This window comes from Maribacter aestuarii (assembly GCF_027474845.2).
In the GTDB taxonomy this organism is placed as follows: domain Bacteria; phylum Bacteroidota; class Bacteroidia; order Flavobacteriales; family Flavobacteriaceae; genus Maribacter; species Maribacter aestuarii.
In genome coordinates this window covers 2,481,376-2,494,311 of record NZ_CP107031.2, presented here as the reverse complement: position 1 = coordinate 2,494,311, position 12,936 = coordinate 2,481,376, and the positions used below count along the sequence as shown (strand labels likewise).

Annotated in this window: 12 protein-coding genes; 7 read left to right on the top strand and 5 right to left on the bottom strand. The window is 38.7% G+C overall.

Annotated elements, in window-relative coordinates; all coding sequences use genetic code 11:
* The first annotated feature begins 130 nt into the window (after positions 1-130).
* Entirely contained in the window at positions 131-1,306 is a 1,176-nt protein-coding gene (locus N8A89_RS11250; RefSeq protein ID WP_281542360.1) for a vWA domain-containing protein, read from the top strand.
* Between the two features lie 52 nt (positions 1,307-1,358).
* Here N8A89_RS11250 and N8A89_RS11245 read toward each other — a convergent pair whose 3' ends face one another.
* Entirely contained in the window at positions 1,359-2,381 is a 1,023-nt protein-coding gene (locus N8A89_RS11245; protein ID WP_281542359.1) for a PorP/SprF family type IX secretion system membrane protein, read from the bottom strand.
* A gap of 124 nt (positions 2,382-2,505) precedes the next feature.
* Here N8A89_RS11245 and N8A89_RS11240 point away from each other — a divergent pair, with 124 nt between their 5' ends.
* The 6 genes from N8A89_RS11240 to N8A89_RS11215 all read left to right on the top strand — a co-directional run bounded on the left by N8A89_RS11240 (position 2,506) and on the right by N8A89_RS11215 (position 8,342).
* Positions 2,506-3,414 carry a NifU family protein gene (locus N8A89_RS11240; RefSeq protein ID WP_281542358.1) on the top strand — a complete coding sequence of 303 codons (909 nt, stop codon included), beginning with the start codon at positions 2,506-2,508 and terminating at the stop codon, positions 3,412-3,414.
* A gap of 74 nt (positions 3,415-3,488) precedes the next feature.
* Positions 3,489-3,689 (top strand): dodecin family protein, encoded by a 201-nt coding sequence (locus tag N8A89_RS11235; RefSeq protein ID WP_281542357.1) that lies wholly within the window; start codon positions 3,489-3,491, stop codon positions 3,687-3,689.
* A 77-nt stretch (positions 3,690-3,766) separates the two neighbouring features.
* Entirely contained in the window at positions 3,767-5,803 is a 2,037-nt protein-coding gene (locus N8A89_RS11230) for a thioredoxin domain-containing protein (protein WP_289644324.1), read from the top strand.
* Between the two features lie 90 nt (positions 5,804-5,893).
* Positions 5,894-6,718 (top strand): mechanosensitive ion channel family protein, encoded by an 825-nt coding sequence (locus N8A89_RS11225; RefSeq protein WP_281542354.1) that lies wholly within the window; start codon positions 5,894-5,896, stop codon positions 6,716-6,718.
* Between the two features lie 112 nt (positions 6,719-6,830).
* A complete protein-coding gene (locus N8A89_RS11220) occupies positions 6,831-7,523 on the top strand; it encodes a hypothetical protein (protein WP_281542353.1) in 693 nt (230 codons plus the stop codon).
* A 93-nt stretch (positions 7,524-7,616) separates the two neighbouring features.
* Positions 7,617-8,342: a hypothetical protein gene (locus tag N8A89_RS11215; protein ID WP_281542352.1), complete on the top strand. Its 726-nt coding sequence runs from the start codon at positions 7,617-7,619 to the stop codon at positions 8,340-8,342.
* Between the two features lie 136 nt (positions 8,343-8,478).
* Here the strand turns inward: N8A89_RS11215 and tsaB are convergent, their stop codons facing one another.
* The 4 genes from tsaB to N8A89_RS11195 all read right to left on the bottom strand — a co-directional run bounded on the left by tsaB (position 8,479) and on the right by N8A89_RS11195 (position 12,936).
* The gene (gene tsaB / locus N8A89_RS11210; RefSeq protein ID WP_347343925.1) at positions 8,479-9,024 is read right to left on the bottom strand and encodes a tRNA (adenosine(37)-N6)-threonylcarbamoyltransferase complex dimerization subunit type 1 TsaB; all 546 of its coding nucleotides are present in this window, start codon (positions 9,022-9,024) and stop codon (positions 8,479-8,481) included.
* A 79-nt stretch (positions 9,025-9,103) separates the two neighbouring features.
* Positions 9,104-10,453 carry a TolC family protein gene (locus tag N8A89_RS11205; RefSeq protein ID WP_281542350.1) on the bottom strand — a complete coding sequence of 450 codons (1,350 nt, stop codon included), beginning with the start codon at positions 10,451-10,453 and terminating at the stop codon, positions 9,104-9,106.
* A gap of 35 nt (positions 10,454-10,488) precedes the next feature.
* On the bottom strand, positions 10,489-11,634 hold the full coding sequence (locus N8A89_RS11200) for an efflux RND transporter periplasmic adaptor subunit (RefSeq protein WP_281542349.1): 1,146 nt from the start codon (positions 11,632-11,634) through the stop codon (positions 10,489-10,491).
* Positions 11,635-11,673: 39 nt separating this feature from the next.
* The gene (locus N8A89_RS11195; protein WP_289644322.1) at positions 11,674-12,936 is read right to left on the bottom strand and encodes an ABC transporter permease; all 1,263 of its coding nucleotides are present in this window, start codon (positions 12,934-12,936) and stop codon (positions 11,674-11,676) included.

The following is a 12,936-nucleotide window of genomic DNA, read 5'->3' as shown; positions in this document are numbered from 1 at the left end:
AATAGCTTTTTATGGCTTACAAAAACTACCTAGTACACTTAACTCATTCAAAAGGGCACTTCCCTCAAAACAGCTATTTTGAAAAAAAGTTTACGGGTAGATTTAGACCAATATTTAAATAAATCAAAAAATGAAAAAGTTTAAAAAAACAGCCCTAGTATGTATTGCAACATTGTCGATCAGCTTTGGATACGGTTGCGAGCTCAAAATGAAATCAAAAGAGCAATCTATTATTGCACATGCGATGCCAGTATCCGACGACACTGAAAACAATGTGGTTAAAATTGCCCTTTTGTTGGATACCAGTAATAGTATGGACGGCCTGATCAATCAAGCTAAATCCCAACTCTGGGATATTGTAAACGAGTTTACTCATGCCAAATGTGGTAATGAGCTTAGACCTAAGCTTCAAATTGCACTTTATCAGTACGGTAATGACGGTCTTTCCTCAACGGAGGGCTATATACAACAAGTCTTAAACTTTAGTGATGATCTTGACGAGATTTCAGAAAAGCTCTTTTCACTTACTACAAACGGCGGGGAGGAATTCTGCGGAACAGTTATACAGAAATCGCTTAAGCAACTGGATTGGGGCAATAATCCAGATAATTTAAAAATGATATTTATAGCGGGTAACGAGCCTTTTGATCAAGGCAGACTGAACTATAAGGATGCAGCGATAAATGCCAAAGAGAAAGATGTTGTGGTGAATACCATTTTCTGTGGTAACTACGAGCAGGGAATAAATACTTTTTGGAAGAACGGCGCGTCGATGACCGGTGGAGAGTATATGGCCATAGACCATAACAGGGAAGTGGTCCACATGACTACGCCCTATGACGATATCATCATAAAGTTGAACTCCAAATTGAACAAAACCTATATTTCCTACGGTACACTTGGCGCCTCTAAAATGGAAATGCAAATGGACCAGGACGAAAATGCGATGGCTCTTCAAGAGGTAGTAGCCGTTAAAAGAGCGGTTAGCAAGAGTTCAAGACTGTACAACAATAAGAAATGGGATTTGGTTGACGCTTACGATGACAAGGAATTTGATATTAGCCGAATAAGTAAAGAAGAGTTGCCCTCGGAATTAAAGCGTAAATCCATTGCCGAAATTGAAGCGTATGTCGCACAGAAAAAATCCGAGAGGGAAAAAATTCAAAAAGAAATTCACGAGCTAAACGCTAAAAGAGAGGCCCATATAGCTAAGAACCAGAATGAAGATAGCAAGGGCGAATTAGAAAGTGTAATGCTTAGGGCCATAAAAAAACAGGCATCTTCAAAGAATTATACTTGGGAATAAGGTTAATGGTTGTGTGTTTTAGGGGTCGGTTTCTAGAAAGAACCGGCCCTTTTTATTGTGCGGCGGGACAATAACAATCGTACTTACGCTCGGTCTGTCCAAAATCGTATCCTAGGGTAATTTGGTGGAATCCCCCATTATCAAATCGGATGTCGCCCATTTGATAAGAATAATTATAGGACACCATAAAATTCTTGATGTTCGCGCCAATAATAGGAGTTATCAACTGTAAACGTTGCTCGCCAAAACTGTTCGCCGTTTGAAATTGCGCTCCATCAAAACTCCTCCTATAGGATACCCCGCCCCATATACGACCAAAATCTACATCTCGGTACACCTTGGCGTTTACATCTATCGTCTTTTCCTGCGTAAACTCGGTCAGCTGAAACAAAGCGGAAGGTTCTACCTGCCATTCATTTCTACCGAAAATATAACCGGCCGATAGGAGATACCTTCTGATATTGTCAATGACCAACTGGTCAGGATTGTCCTGACGGTCCCTGTAATAAACGTTACGCTGACTACCTGTTAATGCGTTGGTAACGGCAAAATGCGCATAAAATTCTTGATAGTTATACGAAATTCCTAAATCCACATTGGCATAGGTAGCGCTTAATTTTTGTCCTGAAATTGCAGGATCCGGAGTCACCGACCTAAACTCCGTTTCATCTAGACTACTTTGTAATATGGTTCCACTTAATCCAAAGGAAAGTTGATTCAACACCCTTACATCCTGACTCCCCATTCTTAAATGATGGGCATAAGTCAATTTTAGACCAGTTTGAGAATGATAACCATTGGCGTCGTTAAAAATGATAGCTCCCACTCCACTTGGACTATCACCCAATCTAAAATGGGCGTTTATGGTCTGTAAACTAGGTGCATCCTCCACATCAAACCACTGCTTTCTCGCCGTCGCCCTAATTTTTCCCCCTTGACTTATACCAGCCATGGAAGGGTAGACCAAATAATAGTTGTCCGCCAAATAATCAAAATAAACGGGGATTCCTTCCTGAGCATGTGACTTAACGCCAAAAACTAAAAAAGAAAATAACAATATGAGCTTAAATTTCATCTGTGGGAAATAGGGCTATAGGTTCAAATCCTGCTAAATATAAAGTATAACGGCTTATCTGTAACATTATTATATAGGCTTTAACTTAGATTTCCTTCGTATTTTTGTTCAAAATAAAATTACGATGAAAGAGTATTCCATTACCATTGTCAAGACGAACAATCCCAACATACTAAAATTCGAAACGAACCATCTTTTAGTAAACAGAAAAAATTACGAGTACAAGAATATAGACGAAGCCCAGAATTCACCTATGGCGCAACAACTGTTTCATTTACCGTTTATTAAAACTGTGTATATATCAGGGAACTTTATTGGTTTGGAACGCTATGATATTGTGGAGTGGGAAGACGTTAAGGATGAAGTGGCCCAACAGTTGGTGGAATACCTTAACGCAGGAGAACTTGTTGTTATGGAAGAGGATACGGATAAACCTATTGCGGTTACGGTTTATGCAGAAGTGACCCCTAATCCTTCAACTATGAAATTTGTAGCGAGTAAAAAGATTGTGGGCGACACCTATGAATTTAAAAATATTGATGAAGCTAAAAATGCCCCTTTGGCCATGGCATTGTTTCAATTTCCTTTCGTTAAACAGGTGTTCATGGATGAAAACTATGTTTCGGTTTCCAAGTATGAAGTAGCAGAATGGGAAGATATTACCTTGGAACTAAGAGAATTGATTCGAAACTTTATTGCCGATGGTAAAGAATTAGTTTCCCATACGGCCAAATCAATAGCTAGAGTTGCTCATCCGGAAGCTATCGATGAAAACCTAACTGAAAACTTGGACGACACTTCCAAGGAGATCATAGCAATCCTAGATGAATATGTCAAACCTGCCGTTGCCAGTGATGGTGGTAATATTCTTTTTAAATCGTACGAAGCGGATAGCGGAACCGTAAATGTGATTCTTCAAGGCGCATGCAGCGGTTGCCCTTCCTCTACTTTCACATTAAAAAACGGAATTGAAACCATGTTGAAGAATATGATGGGTGAGAAAGTCAATGAGGTCGTTGCACTAAACGGATAAAAAATAATAGGAAATGGGCTAGCCTTTCTGTGGAACAATCGCTATTTTTAAAGGAACACTAAAAACAATAAATTATGGCAGTTTTAAAAGTAATAGAAGTATTAGCAAATTCAGACACAAGTTGGGAAGATGCGGCTAAGAACGCGGTTGCCCATGCGTCAAAATCGGTTAAGAATATTCGCTCTGTATACATAAATGAGCAGAGTGCCACCGTTGAAGGCGGAAAAATGGTTAATTATAGGGTTAATGTAAAAATTACCTTTGAGGTAAATTAAAATATCCTAAACATCTAAAAAAAAGCGCCTTATTCGGCGCTTTTTTTATTAATATGTATTTCCAAAATTAGAGTAACATGAGCGACCAAAAATATACAAATGCACTAATCTCCGAAACAAGTCCTTATCTCCTGCAACACGCCCATAACCCAGTTAATTGGAAAGCCTGGAAACCGGAGGTTTTACAGAAGGCTCAGGATGAAAATAGGTTATTGCTTATAAGTATCGGTTATGCATCCTGTCATTGGTGCCATGTAATGGAAGAAGAGTGTTTTGAAGACGAGGCCGTGGCAGATGTGATGAACAAAAACTTTGTAAATATCAAAATAGATAGAGAGGAAAGGCCGGATATTGACCAAATCTATATGGATGCTTTGCAGTTAATGACCGGTAGCGGAGGTTGGCCCTTGAATATCGTTGCGCTACCGGACGGCAGACCATTTTGGGGAGCTACTTACGTTAAAAAGAAAGATTGGATCCAAGTTTTAAGTCAACTTAAGGACTTATATCAAACCGAACCAGAAAAGGTACTGGGTTATGCGGAAAACCTTTCGCAGGGCATAAGGGAAATCAACAAAATTAGTAACACAGATAACTCGAATCTTCTTTCCGCTGACCAATTGCAGGATATGGTTAAAGATTGGTCGGCCTATTTTGACACCTTTTTAGGGGGCTATAAAAGAGCACCTAAATTTATGATGCCTGTAAACATGAATTTCCTGTTGCACTATGGTAGCGTGCAAAACGATAAGGATGTATTGGATTATGTTCATACGACGCTCACGAGAATGGCCTGGGGAGGGATTTTCGATCATGTTGGGGGCGGCTTTTCACGTTACGCGGTAGATACCAAATGGCATGTTCCACATTTCGAAAAAATGCTATATGACAATGGTCTACTATTAAGTCTATACGCTAAGGCCTACGCACAATCAAAAAACCAGCTATACGCAAGAACAGTTCGTCAGATCATCGAATTTCTAGAGGAAGAACTATTACATGAAGAAGGCGGATACTACTCTTCACTAGATGCGGACAGTTTAGATGAGGATGGAAATCTAGAGGAAGGCGCCTATTACGTCTGGAAAGAGAAAGAATTAATAAGTTTATTGGGAGAGGACTATCCTATTTTCAAGGATTATTACAATATAAATTCTTACGGATTTTGGGAGCATGATAACTACGTTCTGATAAGGGATGCTGCCGATTCCGTAATCGCAGAAAAGCACAACCTTACGGTGTCGGAGCTTGCGCAGCATATAAATTCTTGTAGACAAATATTAAAACAAGAGAGAGCGAAAAGAAAAAAACCAAGATTGGACGATAAGATTCTAACCTCATGGAACGGACTAATCCTAAAGGGGTTAACGGATGCTTACCGCTATCTTGGAAATAATCATTTTTTGGATCTCGCTTTAAAAAACGCACAATTCATAACCTCCCTCTTGATGGCGTCCAACGGTGGTTTATTCCATAACTTCAAGTATGGCAGGAGTACTATCCATGCATTTCTGGAAGATTATGCAGCAGTTATCGATGGGTTCATTGGTCTTTACGAAGTTAGCTTTGATGAAAGGTGGATAGAAAAGTCAAGAAAACTATTGGATTATGCCTTGGAAAATTTTGCGGACGAGAGTACAGGTCTGTTTTTCTTCACTTCTAAAAATGACGCAATCGTAATCAGAAGAACGCTTGAAGTAGCCGATAACGTAATTCCATCATCCAATTCAATGATGGCATTAAACCTACTGAAACTCTCAAAATTTTATCCTGATGAAAATTACGGGAATCGCTTAGAAAAAATAGTTCTAAGTATGCAAAAGAACATTGCCGAACAGCCACAAAGCCATGCCAATTGGTTGCACCTAACACTACTCCTCCAAAAGCCGTTTTATGAGGTCGCGATTGTAGGCGAGGATTTTGAAGATAAAGCTTCTGAAATTTTAAAAGAGTATCTTCCAAATACTATTGTTGCCGCAACCAGTAAAGAAGGTCAAATTGCCTTATTGAAGAACCGATTTATTCCGGATAAGACCAACGTTTATATTTGTGAGAAAGGGGCTTGCAAATTACCTTTAACACAAATAGAAGAGGTACTAAAGCAATTACGGTAGCGTCGCGATGATTAACAATAGTTTAATGAGATTTTCTTGCGTTAACGCTTTCTATTTTTAAGTTTTGCAAAATTAAATACTAAAACAACCATGAATCAAATTACAGATTATAAAGAACATGCGGACAAGGCCATAGATTGGATTTGGAACGCCTTGCCGAATCTTTTATTAGCCCTATTTATACTTATCGTAGGGCTATACGTTATACGTTTTATCAATAAGCTAGTACGCAAATTCTTTTTGAAAAAAGATTACGACTTAGCGTTAGAATCCTTTTTACAAAGCTTTATAAGCATTGCTTTAAAAATAGTTTTGTTCGTATTGGTGATTACGCAATTAGGAGTACAAACGACTTCACTGGCGGCTATATTAGGTGCGGCAGGATTGGCCATTGGCCTTGCGCTGCAAGGATCACTTTCCAATTTTGCAGGTGGCGTACTTATCCTTTTGTTCAAACCGTTCAAGGTAGGTGATTTTATCTCAGCTCAAGGAGTTGATGGCACGGTTAAAGAAATTACGATTTTCACCACGAAACTCACGACTTTTGGAAATCAACTGGCCATAGTGCCCAACGGTAAATTGTCCAACGACAATATCATTAACTACAATGCCCAAGATACACGAAGAGATAAGATAGATGTGGGCATAGGTTACGGTTCAAACATTAAAAAAGCAAAAGATATACTATTGAAGATATGTGACGATTGCGAGAATATACTAAAAGAACCTGTCCCCGAGGTATATGTTGGTGAATTGGCCGATAGCTCGGTAAATCTAACCTTGCGTTTCTGGGCCAACAACGGAGTTTTTTGGGCAGCTCATTTTTTTGTCATGGAAGAAATCAAACATAGGTTTGATGCGGAAGGAATTGAAATTCCGTTCCCACAAAGGGTATTGCATCAACTAAAGTCCTAAATTTAAAAAGGTGAAAAGGGAGCCCATCAAATAATTATTTGATGGGCTTTTGCTTTTTATCAAGTTGCATATCAACGTTTTATTTATTAAATTGAATGAAAATAATGTTATTATGAAAAAAACGATTTTTGTCCTTTTACTCTTATCCAATTGGGTAGTATCCCAGACTATTGGCAATGGTGATGGTATCACTACAGATGCTCAAGCAGGGATTGTCATTAGAGAAGTCCCAATTGATGGTTCGCCCTACGTCAACGAGATATTTAAAAAGGGCACTACCCTAATCAATAACGTTAGTACTACAGATGCGCTAATGCGATATAATGCCTACAATGACGCCGTAGAAATACTTGATGAAAACGGTACTACTAGAAAGCTATTAAGAAGAAGTAACATTAAAGCCATTTTTGACGGAAAAACCTACGAGGTTATTGAGTACAACTTAGCGGGGAACATTAAAAAAGGCTATTTTAATCCTTTGAACGAGGGAAATACCATCTTGTACTATAGACCAAAGAAAATTTTTCTACAGGCTGAAAAGCCGGACAATGGCTATGATACCTACGACCCACCGCACTATAAGGATGTTTCTTCCTTTTTCATTAAAAAAGAAAACAAGCCTGCGGAAGAGGTTAAATTATCCAAGCGGAATGTTCTAAAGACTTTAGGGGATAAGACCGAACTCTTAAAGAAGTTCATAGACAAGTATGACCTTAACCTAAAAGATGAAAACGATGTAGTTCGATTATTGGATTACTATGACACTTTATTAGTAGAACCCGAAAAAATAGAGCAAAAAAGCTGATACCCACTCCCTAAGAACATTTGAATATCAAATTATTGGAATGATTTTTGTAGCGCATAAGGTAGAAAATGGTATTAATAAAATCTTCTTCCTATGACACGAATAGTTGTATTTCTTTTACTGAGCTCTAGTTTAGCATTCTGCCAGATGGCTTCGCCATCTTCCATTGACATTCTACCTTCTTCCTTCGCTTTGAATATTAGCGGTACTTTTGATGGAAGCGGTCCTTATGATGTTGTAATTTTAGATTCTCCGTTCTTGGAGGATGAATATTTCGATGGAAAAACAACAATTCATGGTGAACTGGGATTTGTGGCTAAAATGCGATACAATGCAGCTGAGCATGTTATTGAGTTTAAAAATGAAGACGGTATCGTAAAAGAGCTTTTAAGAAGACCATATGTATCCGCTGAGTTTAATGGAAAAAGATTTGTAGTTGAGGAGTATTTAAATGAAATAACGAATAACAAAAAACTTGGCTATTTTAATCCATTAAATGAGGGAAATGTTCAATTATTATTGAGGCCAAATAAAAAACTAAAACTTAGCGATTATACTTTTCAGCAAAGAAAGGACGGCTACTACTATGATGTGTCCTCATACTACATCAAAACTGAAGGTCAGCCAGCATCGCGAATAGTGCTTAACAAGTCAGCCGTTTTAAAAAATCTTGATTCGAAATACGAGAATATACTTACTTATTTTATTTCCAAAAATAATTTGAATTTGAAGAAAGAAGAAGATGTCATTCGTATATTGGACTATTACAATGCTCTAAAAAGAAACGAAAATTCACCGCAGCAGATAATTCAAAGTTAAAACTCAAATAGTTTTTTTCTTTTGGAGTATAAAATCCTTTAAATAATAGGGTTCAAAATAAGCCACATCCTCAAACTCTTTTTGCGCGAACTTGATTTGAGATAGCAACGCCATTTCCTTTGCCGAAGGAATAACATCAGTTTTGAATAAAAAATTGGGTCGGTCCAAGGCCTGCTTGATCTTTTTCCGCTCCGCTTCCCACGATATAAGTTCGTTTATTTTGGGAATAAGCTTCAAATGACTCCTCGTCAATTATTTGGGCTTCTGTACCCCTTACCTCATTTAAGTTGGAATCAAAAACTGCAGCATATACTTCCATACGTCTTGCATCCAGGACAGGGATTATATGTTCACCCGCGGAAGCATCTATTTGGGAGGCCATACTTTTGAGCGTTGCGATAGCAATTAGTGGAATGCCTAACGAAAAACAGAGTCCCTTCGCAGCAGATACCCCTATACGCAGACCGGTATAAGAACCAGGGCCTTTACTAACGGCTATGGCATTCAATTCATTTAAACTACAATCTGCTTCGTCTAGGCATTTCTCTATAAAAACATGTAATTGTTCGGAATGGGAATAATTAGGTGTATTCTGTTCTTTCAAAGCCAAAATTACTCCATCTCTAGCTAAACTCACGGAGCAGTTGGTCGTAGCCGTTTCTAAATTTAAAATCAATCCCATAGTTCAAAGTTATCGAATCGTCTTAAAATGAGAAAGCCCACTAGTTTTACCTGTGGGCTTTCAAAATAATTGAGTTAGCTTAATTTAAAACTATAGGAAGTCCAAAGTAGAACTCTAATACTTTCAAATTGAAGATATAATCATATTTAGTACGCACAACAGTTGCTTCAGCGTTATCTACCTGTGCCTGTACTTGATTGAAATCAAAAGCGTTCAATAGGCCAACTTCATACCTCTCCCTTGAATACTCATAGGCTAAACGCCTTGCTTCCAATGTTTTTTGTGCGGCCTCATAAGCCTTAGCCAAATTGATGACATTGACATAGGCCTGATTGATATCCGTTTCAAGTGATAACTTATTTTGTTCAAGCTGTAGTTGTGCTTGTTGTATATTAATTTCGGAACGTCTGATATTGTTTCTGTTCGCAAAACGATTGAATATGGGTACGTTCAGTTGCACTCCGTATGAAATTCCATCGTTCAACCACAATTGGTCAACAAAACTTTCTCTTTCCAACATTCCAGTAATATTGTTGAATCTTTCCTGATCCGAATACCTAGTATTGTAATTAAAGAAAGCTCCAAGTGTAGGCAGAAGCGCTCCTTTTGAAATTTTCAAATCCTGTTCAGCAAGCTCTACATTACTTTCTGCTAATTTGATATCGTTTCGAAAAGCAAGGGCAGCGGCAAAAATTTCCTTTGGAGACCTATTCATAACCTCCGAAGGAGGCACTTCCAAATCAACGTCAGCTACATCAAAATTCTCGTAATCGGTGATTTGAAGTAATTGCGCTAAATTGATTCGAGAAATCAAAACCAAATTTTCCGTATTTACGATTTGTTGTTCTTGCCCAGCTGCTGTTGCCTCAATATCCAACAAATCACCCTGGGGTAAAACCCCCGCTTCGACCAACTCAGCAGTTCTCTTCAAGTCTTGCTCTGTTGCTGCATATTGAGCTTTTTGAGTAACCAGTGTCTCTTTGTTAGAGATAATACTCAAATAGGCATTGGCAACGTTCAAACGAATATCATCCTTCAAGTCATCCAATCGGTATTGGTTGGCAAGTGCATTCATTTTCGCTCGCCTAAGACGATTGATATTTCGCATCCCATTGAATAAATTTACCGTTGAGGTTAGGTTACCATTACCTGTAAGAATAGTTGTCGTAACGGGTTCTTGGGTAGTCGGGTCAAATGAAAGACCTGTACTGGCCGATGTACTAATTTGGGCGTTAGCATCCGGTAAAAAATTTCCAAAAGCATCGGATTCATCTAGTTTTGCATTTTCTAAGTCCAACTCAAACTGTGCTATAGAGATATTGTTCTCTTCTGCGTAGGCGATACATTCTTCCAAGGTCCATTTTTTATTTTGCGCCAAGGTCGATGCGACCACAAACAGCAGCAATATAATGGTTAGTTTAAATTTCATTTGATGATTTTTTGATTATTATTTGATTGATGATTTTACTCTTCAGTTTCGCCTTCCTCTTCCTCATCCCCTTGTTTTATGGGCTCCGTTTTATTCCATTGTTTTACCAAGTCGTCCTCAGTAAGGCCTGAAATGATCTCAACATTAACTCCGTCGGATATTCCAATTTCTACATCTCTACGCTCAAATTTCTGTTCCTCAGGTGAACCTAAGGCAATCTCAACATAAGGCTTGTCCGTTTTTTTATCGAACTGCAGCAAGGCCTCTGATATCACAAGTACACTATCCTTTTTTTCCAAAATCATAGAAGCATTTGCACTATAGCCAGCCCTGATGAAAATACTATCGTTGATTTCCACATCCCCTTCAATCTTAAACTGAACTGCACCCGTTTCTTCTATGCCCTTAGGCGCAATGAAACGTAACCTGGCATCCAACTCTTTATCTTCAACGGCTCCTAGGCTTATTTTTAAGGGTGTACCTACGGTTAGTTTACCCACTTCTCCTTCATCCACTTTACCTTCAAAAATCATTTTCCCAAGGTCAGCAATAGTAGCAATGGTCGTACCATCGTTAAAGTTGTTGCTTTGAATGACCTGGTCTCCTTCCTCTACGGGTATTTCCAAAATAGTACCATCGACCGTAGCGCGAATGTTCGTGTTCGCCGAGGACGAGCCACCCGCGGAACCGACCCTGATAATTTGATAATCTGCCTGTGCGTTCTTCAACTCCTGTACGGCCTGATCGTACTGCAACTGCAGGTTGTTGAAATCCTGACTTGAAATGACCCCTTTGTCAAAAAGTGCTTTGTTTCTGTTGTATTCTATCTTAATATTATTCAAAGCAATCCGAGCATTACTAACCCTACCTTGAGCTTGATTCAAGGATTGATCATTGGGAACCACTTTTATCACGGCGATGAGATCACCGGCTTTAACCTTAGATCCTTCTTCCATGTATATTTTTTCTATGATACCAGAAATCTGAGGTTTTATCTCAACCTCATCTTCGGGAACCACTTTACCGGTAGCAACAGTCTTCTTTTCAATATTTGAAATGAATGGCTTATGAGTTTCATACGTAATGGATGATTTACTGTTGGATTTTATAAAAAATACAGCGGCCCACAATGCTCCTAGTACTAAAAGCCCTATTAATATGTATTTTACGATTTTGTTCATTTCTAGTGTATTTGTATTAGTTATGTATTGGTTTGTTTGTTATTCTTCTCGTAAAGCGTCTATAGGCCTTATACTCACGGCACGTTGCGCAGGTATCAGCCCGATAAGGGTTCCCAAAATCACCATTATGGCCAAGGCTCCTAAGACATAGGGAATCGGTACTGTAGGATTCGTATAGGGAAAGTCAATATCCTTTGTCAAATTGTTGATAAGCGATAGAACGCCCGCCCCCAAAATTATACCCATAATACCTGCCAAGATGGTTAGGAAAACAGATTCTAAAATAATTTGGTTGCGAACTTCACTTGGGGTTGCTCCTAAAGCCCTTCTTACACCCAGTTCTTTAGTTCTTTCTTTGACCGATATCAACAGAATATTACCAATACCAATGACACCAGCCAAAATTGTAGCGATACCTACAATGAGCGATAAAAAAGTTAGTCCTTTGGCGAAGCCGGACACTTTGGTAAACATCTCACCCAAGTTGAACGATCCAAAAGCCCTTTCGTCTTCAGGATCCACCCTATGAATATTTTTAAGCAACGCCTTAACGTCCTTTTCAACCTGAACAACATCCACATCGTCATAAGCTGCAATACACAAATAGCCTACATCGTCACCGGTATTGTATAACTTTCTAAAAGTAGAAAAGGGGATAAAAATCGCAGTATCGTTATCAAAGCTTACCCCTTGCGCTAACTTATGGACACCAATTACCTGAAAATATACATTGCCTATTCGAATGTATTGTCCGATAGGATTTTCATCCTTTTCAAAGAGCTCCTGTAGATTTCGCTCACCTATAACACATACTTTTCTAGCTTGCTCTATATCCTCATCGTTGATGAACCTGCCCCCATCAAAGATTTTTTTTGTGGCAATCTTCGTATATACGGGAAAGTCTCCGTTTACCGGATATGTTCCAGATTTTTGACCTCTCACGGTATAAACTGGATCTGTACCAAAACCTCCCATATCTATACGTGGAGCTATATATTGTATTTCAGGAATTCTATTCTGCAACTTGGTGACATCACCTAACTTTAACTGCATTTCTCTTCCTGTTTTATAACCGTCGTAGGGTTTGCTGGTACTTTGCCCCCATACGAACATACTGTTCATGGAAACGGTTTTAAAAACCTTGTCAAAACCATTATCCATTCCTTGTGCGGCCCCTGAGAGTCCTATATAAACAAAAATACCCCACAAAACCCCTATCATTGTTATGATGGTCCGCGTCTTGTTCTTGCTTATAGAACCAAAAATCTCCTGCCATGTATTTCTATCAAAAATAAACTTCAT

Excerpts from the sequence above, each read along its gene's own strand:
- N8A89_RS11205 (WP_281542350.1), bottom strand. The coding sequence starts at position 10,453 with ATGAAATTTAAACTAACCATTATATTGCTGCTGTTTGTGGTCGCATCG.
- N8A89_RS11200 (WP_281542349.1), bottom strand. The coding sequence starts at position 11,634 with ATGAACAAAATCGTAAAATACATATTAATAGGGCTTTTAGTACTAGGA.
- tsaB (WP_347343925.1), bottom strand. The coding sequence starts at position 9,024 with ATGGGATTGATTTTAAATTTAGAAACGGCTACGACCAACTGCTCCGTG.
- N8A89_RS11235 (WP_281542357.1), top strand. The coding sequence starts at position 3,489 with ATGGCAGTTTTAAAAGTAATAGAAGTATTAGCAAATTCAGACACAAGT.
- N8A89_RS11250 (WP_281542360.1), top strand. The coding sequence starts at position 131 with ATGAAAAAGTTTAAAAAAACAGCCCTAGTATGTATTGCAACATTGTCG.
- N8A89_RS11195 (WP_289644322.1), bottom strand. The coding sequence starts at position 12,936 with ATGAAGTTTATTTTTGATAGAAATACATGGCAGGAGATTTTTGGTTCT.
- N8A89_RS11240 (WP_281542358.1), top strand. The coding sequence starts at position 2,506 with ATGAAAGAGTATTCCATTACCATTGTCAAGACGAACAATCCCAACATA.
- N8A89_RS11220 (WP_281542353.1), top strand. The coding sequence starts at position 6,831 with ATGAAAAAAACGATTTTTGTCCTTTTACTCTTATCCAATTGGGTAGTA.
- N8A89_RS11245 (WP_281542359.1), bottom strand. The coding sequence starts at position 2,381 with ATGAAATTTAAGCTCATATTGTTATTTTCTTTTTTAGTTTTTGGCGTT.
- N8A89_RS11225 (WP_281542354.1), top strand. The coding sequence starts at position 5,894 with ATGAATCAAATTACAGATTATAAAGAACATGCGGACAAGGCCATAGAT.
- N8A89_RS11230 (WP_289644324.1), top strand. The coding sequence starts at position 3,767 with ATGAGCGACCAAAAATATACAAATGCACTAATCTCCGAAACAAGTCCT.
- N8A89_RS11215 (WP_281542352.1), top strand. The coding sequence starts at position 7,617 with ATGACACGAATAGTTGTATTTCTTTTACTGAGCTCTAGTTTAGCATTC.